General features: G+C 71.4%; 12 protein-coding genes and 4 pseudogenes. 5 read left to right on the forward strand and 11 right to left on the reverse strand.

Annotated elements, in window-relative coordinates:
• The first annotated feature begins 19 nt into the window (after positions 1-19).
• The gene (locus tag ACFYWI_RS27690; RefSeq protein WP_389237622.1) at positions 20-1,453 is read left to right on the forward strand and encodes a PepSY-associated TM helix domain-containing protein; all 1,434 of its coding nucleotides are present in this window, start codon (positions 20-22) and stop codon (positions 1,451-1,453) included.
• Between the two features lie 63 nt (positions 1,454-1,516).
• On the opposite strand, the gene ACFYWI_RS27695 is transcribed toward ACFYWI_RS27690, so the two are convergent.
• The 4 genes from ACFYWI_RS27695 to ACFYWI_RS27710 form a co-directional block, all read right to left on the reverse strand.
• Positions 1,517-2,068 carry a winged helix-turn-helix domain-containing protein gene (locus ACFYWI_RS27695; protein WP_389237624.1) on the reverse strand — a complete coding sequence of 184 codons (552 nt, stop codon included), beginning with the start codon at positions 2,066-2,068 and terminating at the stop codon, positions 1,517-1,519.
• A gap of 785 nt (positions 2,069-2,853) precedes the next feature.
• Positions 2,854-3,885, reverse strand: coding sequence for a glutamine synthetase (gene glnII, locus ACFYWI_RS27700; RefSeq protein ID WP_389237626.1), 1,032 nt, complete (start codon positions 3,883-3,885; stop codon positions 2,854-2,856).
• 107 nt (positions 3,886-3,992) lie between these two features.
• Positions 3,993-5,171 (reverse strand): hypothetical protein, encoded by a 1,179-nt coding sequence (locus ACFYWI_RS27705; protein ID WP_389237628.1) that lies wholly within the window; start codon positions 5,169-5,171, stop codon positions 3,993-3,995.
• Complete coding sequence (locus ACFYWI_RS27710) at positions 5,168-6,592, reverse strand: hypothetical protein (protein WP_389237630.1); 1,425 nt, start codon at positions 6,590-6,592, stop codon at positions 5,168-5,170. Before ACFYWI_RS27710 ends, ACFYWI_RS27705 begins: the two co-directional genes overlap by 4 nt.
• Before the next feature lie 234 nt (positions 6,593-6,826).
• Between ACFYWI_RS27710 and ACFYWI_RS27715 the strand changes: the two genes are divergently transcribed.
• On the forward strand, positions 6,827-7,738 hold the full coding sequence (locus ACFYWI_RS27715; protein ID WP_389237632.1) for a Gfo/Idh/MocA family protein: 912 nt from the start codon (positions 6,827-6,829) through the stop codon (positions 7,736-7,738).
• Positions 7,739-7,876: 138 nt separating this feature from the next.
• On the opposite strand, the pseudogene ACFYWI_RS27720 reads toward ACFYWI_RS27715, so the two are convergent.
• From ACFYWI_RS27720 to ACFYWI_RS27730, 3 pseudogenes are all read right to left on the reverse strand, one after another.
• Positions 7,877-8,215 (reverse strand): annotated as a pseudogene (locus ACFYWI_RS27720) (hypothetical protein); the annotation flags it as partial.
• Between the two features lie 18 nt (positions 8,216-8,233).
• Positions 8,234-8,827 (reverse strand): annotated as a pseudogene (locus ACFYWI_RS27725) (hypothetical protein); the annotation flags it as partial.
• Positions 8,828-8,957: 130 nt separating this feature from the next.
• Positions 8,958-9,241 (reverse strand): annotated as a pseudogene (locus tag ACFYWI_RS27730) (PLP-dependent aminotransferase family protein); the annotation flags it as partial.
• On the opposite strand from ACFYWI_RS27730, the pseudogene ACFYWI_RS27735 reads away from it, so the two are divergent.
• Positions 9,201-9,485: pseudogene (locus tag ACFYWI_RS27735) on the forward strand (carboxymuconolactone decarboxylase family protein); the annotation flags it as partial. The pseudogenes ACFYWI_RS27730 and ACFYWI_RS27735 sit on opposite strands and share 41 nt — an antisense overlap.
• 74 nt (positions 9,486-9,559) lie before the next feature.
• Here ACFYWI_RS27735 and ACFYWI_RS27740 read toward each other — a convergent pair.
• Positions 9,560-9,922, reverse strand: a complete 363-nt coding sequence (locus tag ACFYWI_RS27740; RefSeq protein ID WP_389237634.1) for an arsenate reductase family protein — start codon at positions 9,920-9,922, stop codon at positions 9,560-9,562.
• A 122-nt stretch (positions 9,923-10,044) separates the two neighbouring features.
• Here ACFYWI_RS27740 and ACFYWI_RS27745 point away from each other — a divergent pair, with 122 nt between their 5' ends.
• Positions 10,045-10,344 (forward strand): hypothetical protein, encoded by a 300-nt coding sequence (locus tag ACFYWI_RS27745; RefSeq protein ID WP_389237636.1) that lies wholly within the window; start codon positions 10,045-10,047, stop codon positions 10,342-10,344.
• Between the two features lie 162 nt (positions 10,345-10,506).
• On the opposite strand, the gene ACFYWI_RS27750 is transcribed toward ACFYWI_RS27745, so the two are convergent.
• The 3 genes from ACFYWI_RS27750 to ACFYWI_RS27760 form a co-directional block, all read right to left on the reverse strand.
• Entirely contained in the window at positions 10,507-10,878 is a 372-nt protein-coding gene (locus tag ACFYWI_RS27750) for a hypothetical protein (protein ID WP_389237638.1), read from the reverse strand.
• Between the two features lie 111 nt (positions 10,879-10,989).
• Complete coding sequence (locus ACFYWI_RS27755; protein WP_389237640.1) at positions 10,990-11,586, reverse strand: GNAT family N-acetyltransferase; 597 nt, start codon at positions 11,584-11,586, stop codon at positions 10,990-10,992.
• Between the two features lie 75 nt (positions 11,587-11,661).
• Positions 11,662-12,627: a CapA family protein gene (locus tag ACFYWI_RS27760; protein ID WP_389237642.1), complete on the reverse strand. Its 966-nt coding sequence runs from the start codon at positions 12,625-12,627 to the stop codon at positions 11,662-11,664.
• Positions 12,628-12,738: 111 nt separating this feature from the next.
• Between ACFYWI_RS27760 and ACFYWI_RS27765 the strand changes: the two genes are divergently transcribed.
• Complete coding sequence (locus ACFYWI_RS27765; RefSeq protein ID WP_389237644.1) at positions 12,739-14,049, forward strand: phosphoribosyltransferase family protein; 1,311 nt, start codon at positions 12,739-12,741, stop codon at positions 14,047-14,049.
• Positions 14,050-14,361 lie beyond the last annotated feature (312 nt).

The raw sequence follows: 14,361 nt of genomic DNA on the forward strand, positions 1-14,361 counted from the left end.
GCCGACTCCTAGGACCACCATGTCCATTGACGTCCCCAGCAAGGGCACCGAACCGGCGGACGAGACCGGTACCGCCACCGATCCCGTATCCGATCCCGGAACCACTTCCCTGTGGAGCTCACTGCGCCCGCTCGTACTGCGCCTCCACTTCTACGCGGGCGTGCTGATCGCCCCGCTGCTGCTCGTCGCCGCCGTCACCGGCCTGCTCTACTCGCTCTCCTTCCAGGCCGAGAAGTTCGCCTACAGCCACGAGCTCCAGGTGCCGGCCGGCGACCGCTACGTCCCTCTGTCGACCCAGGTCGAGGCCGCCCGCAAGGCGCACCCCGAGGGCACGGTGACCGCCGTGTGGCCCTCCTACGAGGAGGGCGCGACAACCCGGGTCCTGATGACCACCCCGGAGGTGGAGGAGGGCGACTCCCTCGCCGTCTTCGTCAACCCCTACACCGCCGAGATACGCGGCGAGCTGACCGACTCCTTCGGCGCACTGCCCCTGCGAGCCTGGCTCAGCGGGCTCCACTCCAACCTGCACCTGGGTGAATTCGGGCGCAACTACAGTGAGATGGCCGCCAGTTGGCTGTGGGTCGTGGCACTCGGCGGACTGCTGCTGTGGCTCGGCCGCAGGCGCCGCACCAAGCGTGAGCTGATCCTTCCCGAGCGCGGCGCGACCGGCCGCCGCAAGACCCTGACCCGTCACGGTGCGATCGGCCTGTGGGCGGTCACCGGGCTGGTCATCCTCTCCGCGACCGGACTGACCTGGTCCAAGTACGCGGGCGAGAACATCGACGCGCTCCAGACCCAGCTCGGCGGAGCGACGCCGTCGGTCTCGGCCGAACTCGAGCCCGGCGGCGGTGAGGGCGGCGGACACGCAGGACACGGCGGCGGTGGCGGCGCGGCCCACCAGGGCCCGGACGTCGGGATCGACAAGGCGGTCGAGGCGGCCGCGGCCAAGGGGGTCGAGGGGGAGATCTCCGTCGCCCTGCCCGCCGAGGGCAGCGGCTATGTCATCAAGGAAACCGACAAGCAGTTCCCGGTCCATCTCGACTCGGTCGCCGTCGACCCGGCCGACGGCAGGGTCATGGACGAGCTCAGGTTCGCCGACTACCCGCTGCTCGCCAAGTTGACCCGGTTCGGGATCGACGTCCACATGGGCAGGCTCTTCGGCCTCGCCAACCAGCTCGCCCTGGCCGCCCTCGCCCTCGCGCTGATCCTGCTCATCGTCTGGGGCTACCGCATGTGGTGGCTGCGCAGGCCGACGAAGGACCGCAAGCTCGGCGTCGGGCGGCCGATGCCGCGGGGCGCCTGGCGCAAGCTGCCGGTGACCGCGCTGCTGCCGATCGCCGCCGTCACGGCGCTGGTCGGATGGCTCGTGCCCCTGCTCGGCATCAGCCTGCTGGTGTTCCTGGTCGTCGACATGGCACTCGGCGCGGTGGCGAAGGCGCGCTCCCGGGCGTAGCACCTCGATGCGACAGGGGCCCGGTTCCGGAGACGTCCGGAACCCGGCCCCTGCGCGCCCGGATCAGGGGGCGTACTTGTAGCCCACGCGCCGTACGGTCTGGATCGCCTGGCGGTGTTCGGCACCCAGCTTGCGGCGCAGCCGGGCCACATGGACGTCGACGGTCCGGCCGTCGCCCACGTGTCCGTAGCCCCACACGGTCGTCACCAACTGGTCGCGGGTGTGCACCCGGTTCGGATGCGCGACGAGATGCGCGAGCAGCTCGAACTCGAGGTAGGTCAGGTCCAGCAACTGGCCGTCCACCGCGGCCGTGCGCTGCACCGGGTCGATGACCACAGGACCGTCACCGGCCGGCGCCTGCTGCTGCGGTGCGGGCACGAGCGCGGGCTGCTGATCGGCCGGTACGAGCACCAGATAGCCGATCATCGGCGGCCGGCCCGGGAGCGTGGGCAGCGTGTGCTGGGGTGCGGGCAGCCAAGTGGCCCCCGGCGGAAGGAAGTCCGCGACATCGACGACCTCGTCACGGTCGACGGCACGCAGCCGGTGGCGGCCCGCCGGAGCCTGGACGGTGGCGGCGGTGGAGAGGGAACGGGCGGAGGTATGGGTGTTCGCCATGAGAGGTCAGCTCTTTCGCGCGGAGGAAGTCGTCGAGTTCGTCGAGAGGACGGACGTACGTCGTGCGCGCTGGCCGAAGGCCGGATGAGCGGCTTTAGAGGGCCTGCGCGTTCACCGCGCGGCAACACACCCGGTCGAAGTCGTGGTGCTGCCGGGAAGGCCAGAACGGCTCGAGGTCGCTGGGACCTGTCGCGGTGTGCTGGTAGCTGGCCATGCTCCTATTGAAGCAGACACACCGTCGTCACAGCAGGGCCCTCTCGTACGTTGATACGTGACCTTGTCGACACTCCGCTGTCGTCCGGCCACGGCCACCGTGCCCGGCGTCGCGTACGGTCGTGGGCCGTCTTCGCCCACGGCTGCCGGCAACTCCCTGGCCAGTGCCCGCACCTCGTGGCCGGCGGGCGGTGCCGCGTCGTCCAGGATGTCGGGTGACATGACGCGCCGGGCGGAGTGCGCACAGCGTTCCACCGCCGCCGGGTGCCCGACCCGCGCCCGGTCCGAGCGCGCCCAGTGCGGTGGCGGAGTCCGGCAGCAGGCGGACCGGGCCGTCCGCCGCGTCGGCGGCGACGGCGGGGAACTGCGCCGGCGCGCCGAGCCATTCGACGCGGGGCCGGGCGGCGACCCGCCGTGCGACCGGCCCGGCGGCCGGGCCGTAGACCTCCACCGCGGCCTCCATCTCCACCGGCACATCGTCCTCGGGCCCGTAGGCATGCTCGAACGCAGGACCCCAGCGGAAAGGGGCGCCCGCCGGATCGGCGGGCGCCCCTTTCCCCTGAAGCCTGGACTCAGACCTGGCCGGCCTTCTCCAGCGCCGAGCAGCAGGTGTCCACGATCAGGCAGGTCACCACGTACGGGTCGACGTTGGCGTTCGGGCGGCGGTCCTCGATGTAACCCTTGCCGTCCTGCTCGACCTGCCACGGGATACGGACCGAGGCGCCACGGTCGGAGACGCCGTAGCTGTACTCGTTCCACGGGGCGGTCTCGTGCAGACCCGTCAGACGGTCGTCGATGCCCGCGCCGTAGTTCTTGACGTGGTCGAGCGGCTTGGAGCCCTCGCCGAGGGACTCGCACGCGGTGATGATCGCGTCGTAGCCCTCGCGCATCGCCCTGGTCGAGAAGTTGGTGTGCGCGCCCGCGCCGTTCCAGTCGCCCTTCACCGGCTTCGGGTCCAGCGTCGCGGAGACGTCGAAGTCCTCGGCGGTGCGGTAGAGCAGCCAGCGGGCCACCCACAGCTGGTCCGCGACCTCGAGCGGCGCCAGCGGGCCGACCTGGAACTCCCACTGGCCCGGCATGACCTCGGCGTTGATGCCCGAGATACCCAGACCCGCCTTGAGACAGTTCTCCAGGTGCGCCTCGACGACGTCACGGCCGAAGATCTCGTCCGAGCCGACACCGCAGTAGTAGCCGCCCTGCGCGGCCGGGAAGCCGCCCTCGGGGAAGCCGAGCGGGCGGGTGCCCTTGAAGAAGGTGTACTCCTGCTCGATGCCGAAGATCGGCTCCTGCGCGGCGAACTTCTCGTAGACCTCGACCAGCGCGGCACGGGTGTTGGACTCGTGCGGCGTCATGTCCGTGTTGAGGACCTCGCACATGACGAGGATGTCGTCGCCGCCGCGGATCGGGTCCGGGCAGGAGAAGACCGGCTTGAGGACGCGGTCCGACGCGTGGCCCTCGGCCTGGTTGGTGCTGGACCCGTCGAAGCCCCAGATGGGCAGCTCGGCGACGCCGGCGGCGGAGCCCGTCAGTATCTTCGTCTTCGAGCGAAGCTTTGCGGTCGGCTCGGTGCCGTCGATCCAGATGTACTCAGCCTTGAAGGTCACGGGGCCTCATCCTTTGCGGGTGCGCGGTATGCCGCGCAGCTTCGCAATACGCGATTTCCCGGCCGTTGCCCATGTGTGAACCCCACGTTACGCAGGAAGCACAGCGGTCAGGTCCGGCGTGTCATCCGTGACCTGCGGCCCACCTCGTGGGCATTGAGCAATGCCGCGAAACCCGCGTCGTGGATGCGGCTCACCAGCGCGTCGTAGCCGGTACCCAGCGCGACAGCCGTGCTCTCCAGATGCCAGCCGTGGTCGTGCAGGGTGCTGAGCAGGTGGCCGCGCCGGATCTGTGCCTCGGAGAGCCGGAAGGTCTTGAGGTACGCGACACATCCCTTGTGGTCGGTGATCACCTCACCGATGTGCTGCTCCGGCAGCCCGCGCCGGAACGACGGCAGAAAACGCCACAGGCTGAACGCGTCCATCCGGTAGACCCGCTCGAAGGCGTACCTGCCCTCCAGCAGCCGGTCCGTCATGAGGGTGTCGTGGTTCTCGGCCCACAGCCGCTCCTGCGCGCGGGCCGCGGCCCGCAGATCGGCGACCGTCCGCAGATGCGGGCTGTCGCGGATGTGAGCCGTGAAGTCGGGTACGGGCGCGCCGAAGTGGGCGTACTGGTGCACCAGTTCGCCGTACAGGTCCTCGATCAGCGTCGGGTGCAGGGTCCGGTAGTCGTCGGGGTGCGGCACCACGAAGGCGGCGGCGAGCGCGTCGGCGGCGTACACGAGCACCCCGCTCTGCCCGGGATGGATCTCGAAGATGCGCAGTGCCTCGCTCAGACCGCTCACCGCCCAGCCGCCGTAGGCGGCCTCGGCGCGCGGTGACAGGCCCTGCCGCACCGCCTGCTGGGACCACTCGTCCCACACGATCGACGGCCCTTTGAAGTGCAGCGCCAGATAGCCCTCGAGCGCGAGATGCAGCGGCAGGAAGCGCAGCCGCTTGTGGGCCACGCCTTTGGTGCGGGCACGCTTGGCCATCCGATGGTGGCGCCGCACCGGAATACGGTCCGGAACGCCGCCGTCGTGCCCTCCCAGCTGGGTGCCGTACGCGGCTGCTTCGCTCGCCGCGTTTTCCTCGTCCCCCTCGTCCGACCAGTCGGCGACGAAGCCGTGCGGGATGTACGAGCAGTAGTGGGTACGCGGCCCGACCTGGACCTGTCCGTACCCCTCGTAGAGGCGGCGGTGCAGCCGCAGCCCCGCCACCGGCTCCTCGCGTACCAGCGGCACCAGTCGGATGCCGCCCCACACCTGGGCGGGCATGGTGGTCAGCCCGGTCATGTCCAGCTTGTTCACGTCGCTCCTTCCAGGAAGCGGCCGGTCCGTTCGTCCAGGTGTGCCCGCAGCTCGGCGAGTCCGGTGCGGCCTTCGGTGAACTGCGCGATCTCCACCAGGGCCGCCAGGTCCTCCGCGTCCCGGATTCCGGCTGTCGGCACGCTCGGCGCCAGGCGGCGGACGTCGAATCCGTCGGCGTCGTATACAGGGTTCACATGCACCACACTGGTGCGGCGGTCGGGGTCGAGCCGCTTGCGCCAGACACGCAGCACCTCGCCCGCCAGGCCGGGCGGCGCGTTGTCCCAGCCGTCCGAGACGATCACCAGCCGCTCCGGGGAGTCCTCCAGGGCGTCCAGGATCCGGGTGCCGAGCGGGGTCGGCCCGAGGGGCCGTACGAGCAGCGGATCGCGCGCTCCCGACGTGAAGTGCGCACGGTAGGCACCTGCGCCGGCGAGAGCTTCCAGCAGGAAGTGGCAGCCGATCGCGACCGCGAGCGGGCGGCGGCGCTTCACGGACGAACCGGACGCGGAGTAGCTGTCGTCCAACACGGCGGCGACGCGGCCCCACGTACCGGCGTACGGGCCCGCTGCCCGCCGCGCGGCCGCCCGCAGGGCACCGGTCAGCTCGGTGCGTCGCGTGACCCGCTCATCGAGCGGCAGTGACAGCACATACAGGGCCAGCCGGGTCAGCGGCATGGCGGTCAGGTCCACCCTGCGGGCGGCCTCGGCGCCGGACCCCTGACCGCGCAGCCGCTCCAGCCGGGTCATGCGCGGCGCGATCCTCTCCATGAACCGATCCCGCGGAACGCCGTGCTTGGCGGCGAACCCCTCGGCGACGGTGAACGGCAGCTCGTAGATCGCGGCCTGCTCGAAATGGGCACGGCGGTACGCCTCGAGGAAGGCGTGGTCGTAGCGCGCTCGCTTGCCCTGACGGAACAGGAAGTCCCCCAGCTCGTCCTCCTCGAACGACAGATGAGCGTGGCGGGCGGCGGTCGTCAGGCCGCCGCGGTACTTCACCGCGTCATGGCCGGCGTCCGGTCGCGCCGCCAGCCAGTCGCGCATGATCGCGCGTGTACGGCGGTTGTTGACCTTGGCGGCGCGCAGCGCTCGGAAGAGCCGGTACACGCGTTGCGGAGGGAGTACGGCCAGCCGGGCGGCGATCAGCGCGCCCTCGGTGCGCTTCTCGTCCGTGCTCGCCTCGCCCGCCGTGCGCAGAAGGTGCTCCACGATCAGGGCGGCGTTGTGGTCGTTGATGTCGAGCGCCAGCGCCGCGGCGTACACGGGCCGGTAGTTGACGCGGACGTACTCGTGCAGAAAGGACAGTGACAGCTGCTGCTCGAATGCCTCGGAGCGGAATTCGCGCTGCCCGGTCGATGTGACGGCGGCATTGACGAACAGCAGCACATCCTCGGCCGCGATCAGGTCGGCGAAGGTCTCCGCCATGATCCGTCCCCCACTGTTTCCCCCTATGGGCATGTCTTTCGGACCAGGTCCGAAAAGCCGGAGCCGGCCGGGGAATGGGGGCGCGATCAGCGAAATCACTGCTTCACAGGCAAGTCTCGGAAGTCGCACCGGAGTCCCGCGGCCGGCCCGGGAAACGTAGCACCGTTCGGCCTGTGTTCCCCGGGATTTTCCGCCGCGGGGCCCACCGGCGGGCGCCCACGGCAGACTGGGCGCGTGACGAAGCCGCTGCGTGTCGGACTCATCGGCGCCGGGCCCTGGGCGGAGCGGAACCAGGCCCCCGCGCTCGCCGGCCACCCGGAGGTCGAGTTCGGCGGGGTCTGGGGGAGACGGCCCGAGGCGGCCGCCGCACTCGCTCAGGCCCATGGGACGACGGCGTACAGCTCGGACGAGGGGATCGACGCCGTCTTCGCCGCGAACGACGCCGTCGCCTTCGCGGTGCCGCCGGACGTCCAGGCGCCGCTGGCGGCCAGGGCGGCCGCGGCCGGCTGTCATCTGCTCCTGGACAAGCCGCTGGCGACGACGGTGGCGGCGGCCCGGGCAACCGCGCGGGCGGCGGAGGGCGCCGGGGTGGCCTCGGTGGTGTTCTGCACGCTGCGCTTCGCCGCGGGCTCCGCGTCGTGGGTGGCCGAGCGGGCGGCGGTGGGCGGCTGGTTCACGGCCCATGCGCAGTGGCTCGGCTCGCTCTACGCGCCAGGCGTGAACAGCCCCTATGCGGCCTCGCCGTGGCGGCGGGAGAAGGGGGCCCTGTGGGACGTCGGCCCGCATGCGCTCTCGGTGCTGATCCCGGTGCTCGGGGATGTGACGACGGTGTCCGCGGGACGGGGACCCGCGGACACCGTGCATCTGGTGCTGCGGCATGCGTCGGGGGCATCGAGCACCGTGACGCTGGGCCTTGCAGCACCGCTGAAGGCGGCGGGCGTGAGTCTCCGGCTCGTGGGGGAGCAGGGGACCCACACGCTGCCCGCCGCGTGGGGGGACGGGGTGGACGCGTTCCGGGCAGCAGTGGACGGGCTGCTCGGTGCCGTACGCACGGGTCATGCGCACGACTGTGATGTGCGGTTCGGGCTCAGGCTGACCGAGATCCTGGCCGGCGCGGAAGAGGCGCTGGCCAGGACGGTGCCGTGACCGCCGTCGGGTGTGCGGCCCGGCGGCGCGTGCTCCTCCTGGGACAGTGGGGAAGGGGGAGCGGGGCGGCACCGTCCTGGAGTCTCCCGGCCGGCCGACGCCTGGGTCGGCCGGCGGGGAGTCAACCGGTGTTTCCGGTCAGCCGACGCGCTCGATGCGCGCCTTGCGGATCAGGAACTTGCCGGGCTCGCGGACCTGCTCGAACGCCGCGTTGTTCAGCAGCGCACAGCTGCCGGACGCGGAGGTGACATCGACCGTCGTGGACTTGTTGTTGTCGAGGTTGGTCACCTTGAGCTTGGTGCCGATGGGGAACTCGCCGCTGGAGGCGGCGGGTGCGCCGCCCTCGCCTGAGAGCGTGACGGTCGAGCCGGCGCAGACCACTTCACCGGTGGCACCGGCGTCGCCGCCGCCCGCGGGCGGCGCTGCCTCCGCCGGGGGCTCTTCCGCGGCGGGCGGCTCTTCCGCGGCCGGCGGCTCCTCCGCGGCGGCTCCGCCGCCGACCTTCTCGATGCGGACGTTGCGGATCACGTTCTTGCCGGCCTCACGGACCTGCTCGAATGCGGCGGCGTTGAGCAGTGCGCAGCTGCCGGAGACCGACTTCACCTCGACCTCGGTGGTCTTGTTGTTGTCGAGGTTGGTCACCTTGAGCTTGGTGCCGATGGGGAACTGGCCGCTGGAGGCGGCGGGTGCGCCGCCGTCGTTGGAGAACGTCAGGTTCTGGCCGGCGCAGACGACCTCGCCGGAGGCTCCGGCGTCGCCTCCGCCCGCAGCCGGCGCTTCCGCGGCCGGGGCCGCCGCCTGGTCTCCGCCGCCCGCGCCCTCCGCGCAGCCGGCTGCCTTCTGCTGGACCTTGATCTGTGCGATCACCGCCTCCCGGTTGGTGATCCGCGCGGCCGACTGGGCGTCCGGGTTGGCCTTTTGGCCGGCGATGAAGTTCTCGTTGTTGCGGATCGCCTGGGCGAGCCCGTCACAGGCCGCCGAAGCATTGCTTGTCCCGGTCATGACAATTGCAGTACCGCCGACCATGGCCGCGGCTCCGACGAGGAGGGCGATCTTCTTCTTACCGCTGAGGGTCTTCTTGCGCGACACGTAAGGGCTCCTGTCCCCGGCCGTGAACGGCGGCCGGATGGTTCCTGTGCCCTTACTTACGGGTAGCCCCAACCGTCCATTCAGCCCTCTCACCCGTCTCTTCCTTAACTTTCCTTAAGGTGACGGCAGGTCAACCGGGTGGCAGGGAACGGCACAACGCGTCCAGGGCCGCCGGGTAGTTGTGCTCGGGCGCGGGGTCGCGTACCCGACGACCAGTCCGTCGCGGCCGTCGTCGGGATACCGCGGATGCCGGTACTCGGCCGGCCCCTCGCCCGCCAGCCCCTGCCAGGCCGCCGCCTGCACCACCGCCCGCTCGGTCCCCGGCGGCAGTTCGAGCACGGCGTGCAGTCCCGCCGCGATACCGGTCACCCGCACCGTCGACGCCCACAAGGCGGGCGAGAGCGAGGAGCGCCTGCACATGACGGCGGTCCGGCGCGAGGCCAGGCACTTCCTGACCGAAGGAGCAGGCGGCCCTGGCCCTCGCCGAAGCGGTGACGCCGATCGCCGGCGGCGGGGTCCCGGACGCGGTTTACGCGCAGGCGTCCGAGCAGTTCGAGGAGCGGGAACCGTCCCAGCTGCCGGCCCCGATTCTCACGATCAACACGTGGAACCGGATCGCGCCGGCACGGGGAAGGTGGTGGGCACGGACGAGCGGTGACGGCCGGGCCGGGCTCCGCGTCACGCCGGGACCGGGGCCCCTCCCGCCTGCCGCCGGCCCGTCGGTGACCACATTCAGCCGCGGCCGAGCGCGTCCCGCACCGCCTCCTCCGTACGGCCCACCACCGCCGACCCGTCCTCCGCGGTGATGATGGGCCGCTGGATCAGCTTGGGGTGCCGGCTCAGCGCCGTGATCCACTGCTCGCGCGAACCGGCGTCGCGTGCCCACTCCTTGAGCCCCAGTTCCTTTGCCACGTCCTCCTGGGTACGGGTGATGTCCCACGGCTCGAGACCGAGCCGGCCCAGCACCTCCCGGATCTCGTCCTCGGTCGGCACCTCCTCCAGGTAGCGCCGCACGGTGTACGTGGCGCCTTCCGTGTCGAGCAGATCGATGGCGCTGCGGCACTTCGAACAGGCGGGGTTGATCCAGATCTCCATGCCCGCAACCGTACCGCCCACGGGCGTCTCAAACACTGCCTGGCCAGGGGCGATTGTCAGTGGTGGGAAGTAGACTGAACAGTAGTTCGGGATGGTCCCGCCACCGCGCCAGGAGGTTGCCGATGGCCGTTGCCACACTCACGACACAGCCCCTTTCCCTGCCTCTGCCCACACCGACATCCGCGCACCAGCCGCCGAAGAAGAAGCCGCTCCCGGCCGGACAGCCGCGCGAGTGGTACGTGACCCACAACCGCCGACTGAAGGCCATGCGCCTGGCGATCGCCCTGCTCGACTCGGGTGTCTACCACCCGGCGACCGCCGACAACCGCCGGATACGGGCGACCGCCGAGCGCATCGGCGCCCATGTGCCGTCCGACACGACCTGCCGGATGGTCAGGGCACTGATCCGCTACGGACGCTGAGCGCTCACGGGCGGGGCTCCGGCTCGGCCGGGGTCCCGCCCGTTGTGCTCCACGACGCGTGCACCGCATCGCCGACGGCGAGCGTGCCGCCGGACCGCCGCCTTCATGCCGCAGCCGACCCGGTTGTCGTACCCCGGCTCCCGCCGGTACGGGGCGCGGAACTCACGGCGCGATGCATGTGGCGGTTGCCAAGGGCCCGGAAGCGGTCGCCGACCTGGGGGGCCCGTCGCCCACGGTCACGGTGCAGGTCGCCCGCCCGCCGTCGGGGCCGAGTGTGACGACGAGCGCGCCGTTCGTGCCGAGACCGTCGGCCTCGACCTCCTTGCGCCACGGCAGTGACCGGGCAGTCTCCTCGCTGGTGGCGGGATCCCCGTTGCGCCAGACGGAGTACATGATGGCCGCGTTCTTCGCGTTCCCGGTGACCTCGTACCTCACCTTCACGGTCCGCGTGACCTCGTCCGAGACCTCGCCGACGACGAGGCTGACGGCGGCCAAGCAGCCGCCGGCCGGCAGCAGGGCGACGACAAGCAGCACCCATGGCCACCGCCGGGGCTGCTTCGCCGGAGGCGATGGGGGCCGCGGCGCATCCCGGCGCGGCCGGGGACCGGGCTCGCTCATGGCGCCAGCGTCGCCCGTACCGCCCCCCTACGCGACCCGGGCGCCCAGCCGATCCTTCACCGCGGGCCACTCGTCGGCGAGGATCGAGAAGTAGACGGTGTCCCGCCATGTACCGTCCGGCCGCCGGCGATGGCGTCGCAGTACGCCTTCGCGGTGGGCGCCGAGCCGTGCGATGGCGGCCTGGGACCGCAGATTCTTGTGGTCCGTCTTCAACTGCACGCGCCCCATGGCGAGTTCCTCGAAGGCGTGGGTCAGCAGGAGGAGCTTCGCCTCGGTGTTCACGGCGGTCCGCCAGTAGGTGCGTCCGTACCAGGTGAAGCCGATCTCCAGCCGCTCGTTTGCGACGTCGATGTCCATGAAGCAGGTCCAGCCGACGGCCCGCCCGCTCGCGAGGTGCACGACGGCGAAGGGTACGTACGTGCCCCGCTCGGCTTTTCCGAGCAGCTCTCGCAGCGTCGTCCCGAGCTCGCCCGGGGTCTGCGGAGCCGTCCCGCCCTGCCACCGCCACACCTCGTCGTCCCCGCCGCCTGCGGCGAACAGATCGTCGAGGTGCTCCGTGGAAAGGGGTTCGAGCCGTATGTGCCGGCCGGTCAGGGTCAAGGGGCGGGGGCTCTGTGCAGACATGATCAAGAACCTATCCGTATGACGCACTAGCCGCAATCGCCTTTTGAACTAGTGCAAAAATGGGCTGTCTGTCCCTCAGTCCCACCGGGCCATCAGGTGGCCGTCCTCGGCCGTGACGCTCGTGCCGAGGGAGGCGCAGGCGGTGGTGAGGCGGTGGCGGATCCAGGCGTACTCGCGGGGGGTGGCGGGGCGGGTGTGGCAGTAGCGCAGGCCCAGCGGGAACGCGTCGACGCGCCGGAGCGACGCGCCGTCCAGGGTGAGCAGGAAGAGCAGCCCGAGATCGTTGCGCAGCCGGCCGTCCGTGGCGTAGTCGTCGATGAAGTCGCCGAGGTCGAAGAGCACGTGGCGGGTGAATCCCTGGAAGACATGGGCGGAGTGGCCGACGATCAGCGTGGCTCCGGCGTCCAGCAGCGCGGGGGCCGATCGCAGGACGTGGCGGACGGGGCTGGTCGCCATGTTGGGGCCCCAGTGCGCGGTGACCAGGGTGACGTCGGTGTCCTGGCGCAGGTCGCGAACGGCTTCGGTGAGCCAGCGCGGTACGCCGTTGTGCAGGTCGGCGTAGGCGGTGCCGGGTGTGTGCGGTCCCGCGGCGTATTCCTCGGGGTGGTCGGCGATGCCCAGGAGTCCGATCCGCAGCCCGCCGGCCGTCAGGACGAGAGGGGCACGGGCACGTGCGAGGTCGGGGCCGGCCCCGACCGCCTCGATTCCCGCGTCGGCGAGGAGCGAGCGGGTGTCCGCGAGCGCCTGCGGGCCGTAGTCGAGGGCGTGGTTGTTGGCCAGGGTGACGGCGTCCACGCCGAGCAGAGCGAGGGCGTCGGCGGCCGACGGCGGGGCCCGGAAGAAGAAAGCCTTTCCGGGCAGCGGGGCGCGGTGGCCACGGGCGGAGACACAGCACTCGAGATTGAGGAGGAAGAGGTCCGCCTGATCGATGACAGGTTTCAGCTCGGGCGCGAAGAGCGAGCGCGGTCCGAAGTCCGCGAGCTGCCGGGCAACACCGCGGCCGAGCATCGTGTCGCCGGCCAGGGCGATCGTGACGGTCATCGTGGGTCACCGCCTCGTCTCCCAGTGTCGGTCGCCCCGGGTCGTGACGGAAGAGCAAGCTGGAAGGGGAGCTTCCGCGCGGGTCCGAGGGCCCGGGAGGTGAGGTGGACCGTGCTGTTCGTCGATCGTGCGGCGGCCGGGGACCGGCTGGCCGATGAAGTACGGCGGCTCGAGCTGCGGGATCCCGTTGTTCTCGGTCTGCCTCGTGGCGGGGTCCCGGTGGCGGCCCGGGTGGCCCGTGCGCTGGGGGCGCCCCTGGATGTGATCGTCGTCCGCAAACTGGGGGTGCCCGTCCATCCCGAGCTGGGGTTCGGTGCCATCGGGGAGGGCGGGGTGCGGATCCTCAACGACGGCGTGGTGCGGATGGCGCGGCTCGGCCGGGCGCAGCAGGCGAGCGTGGAGGAGGCCGAGCGCTCGGTGCTGGAGAGGCGACTGCGGCAGTACCGGGGGCACCGGGAGAGGGTTCCGGTGGAAGGGCGGACCGTTGTCGTGGTCGACGACGGTGTCGCGACGGGCTCCACCGCGGCGGCTGCCTGCCGGGTGGCGCGGGCACAGGGCGCGGCCCGGGTCGTGCTCGCGGTGCCGTTGGCGCCGGCCGAGACGCTCGCCTGGCTGCGGCAGGAGGCGGACGAGGTGGTCTGTCTGTCCTGTCCGGACGATTTCGGGGCGGTGGGCCGCTGGTACCAGGACTTCTCGCAGACGTCCGACGAAGAGGTCGGTGCCCTGCTGGCCGAGCACATGGACCTCGCCCCGGACCCGGTCCCCGCTTCCGGTGAGGAACCCGCCGAGGACGCGGACCCGGAGGTCGTGGTGCGGGCGGCCGGTGCCGCGCTGACCGGCGACCTCACTCTCCCCCATGACGCGCCCGCGATCGTGGCCTTCGCGCACGGCAGCGGCAGCAGCCGGCACAGCCCGCGCAACCGCTCCGTCGCCGAGGCTCTGCAGCAGGCCGGTCTGGGTACGCTGCTCTTCGATCTGCTCACCCCGGGCGAGGGCGACGACCGTGACCGTGTCTTCGACATCCCGCTGCTGGCGGCGCGGCTCACCGGCGCGACCGGCTGGTTGCGTGCCGAGTACGGCCTTCCCGTCGCCCTCTTCGGCGCCAGTACGGGTGCCGCGGCGGCGCTGACGACCGCCGCGGAACCGGACGCGGACATCGCCGCCGTGGTCTCCCGGGGTGGCCGTCCCGACCTGGCGGCCTCCCGGCTCGCCGACGTACGGGCTCCCACGCTGCTGATCGTGGGAGGCCGCGACACACGCGTACTCGAACTCAACCTTGAGGCGGCGGCCCTCATGCGCTGCGAGCACCGCGTCGAGGTCGTTCCGGGCGCCACCCATCTCTTCGAGGAACCGGGGGCCCTGAAAACCGTCTCGTCCCTGGCCGCCGACTGGTTCATCACGCATCTGTCCGCGAGACCGTGACCATGTCGTCGCTCAGGCACCCGCACCGGCGCATCCTGCCGGACGGCCGCGCCACGCCGGCCCGTTCGCCGTGGCTCGGAGCCTGCTCGGGGCCGGATTATGCCGCGCGGCATGGTGTGAAGTGTCACAGACAACGCGGCTGCCCTGTGGGAGCTTCAACTGCGTTGCTCCTCCGTGGAGTTACTGATGAGCCGAAGAGGAGGCCCGGAAGGCCACGCGGATCTCGTTCGCCGCCCCGTCGGGGAGCCGGATGCGGAAGCGCGGGCCGGCGGTTCCGCATCCGGCTCGGGACGGTCTGCCCGCATGTGGAGA

This window comes from Streptomyces sp. NPDC002889 (assembly GCF_042888425.1).
Lineage (GTDB): Bacteria > Actinomycetota > Actinomycetes > Streptomycetales > Streptomycetaceae > Streptomyces.

Excerpts from the sequence above, each read along its gene's own strand:
- ACFYWI_RS27690 (WP_389237622.1), top strand. The coding sequence starts at position 20 with ATGTCCATTGACGTCCCCAGCAAGGGCACCGAACCGGCGGACGAGACC.
- ACFYWI_RS27695 (WP_389237624.1), bottom strand. The coding sequence starts at position 2,068 with ATGGCGAACACCCATACCTCCGCCCGTTCCCTCTCCACCGCCGCCACC.
- ACFYWI_RS27710 (WP_389237630.1), bottom strand. The coding sequence starts at position 6,592 with ATGGCGGAGACCTTCGCCGACCTGATCGCGGCCGAGGATGTGCTGCTG.
- ACFYWI_RS27740 (WP_389237634.1), bottom strand. The coding sequence starts at position 9,922 with ATGGAGATCTGGATCAACCCCGCCTGTTCGAAGTGCCGCAGCGCCATC.
- ACFYWI_RS27745 (WP_389237636.1), top strand. The coding sequence starts at position 10,045 with ATGGCCGTTGCCACACTCACGACACAGCCCCTTTCCCTGCCTCTGCCC.
- ACFYWI_RS27755 (WP_389237640.1), bottom strand. The coding sequence starts at position 11,586 with ATGTCTGCACAGAGCCCCCGCCCCTTGACCCTGACCGGCCGGCACATA.
- ACFYWI_RS27760 (WP_389237642.1), bottom strand. The coding sequence starts at position 12,627 with ATGACCGTCACGATCGCCCTGGCCGGCGACACGATGCTCGGCCGCGGT.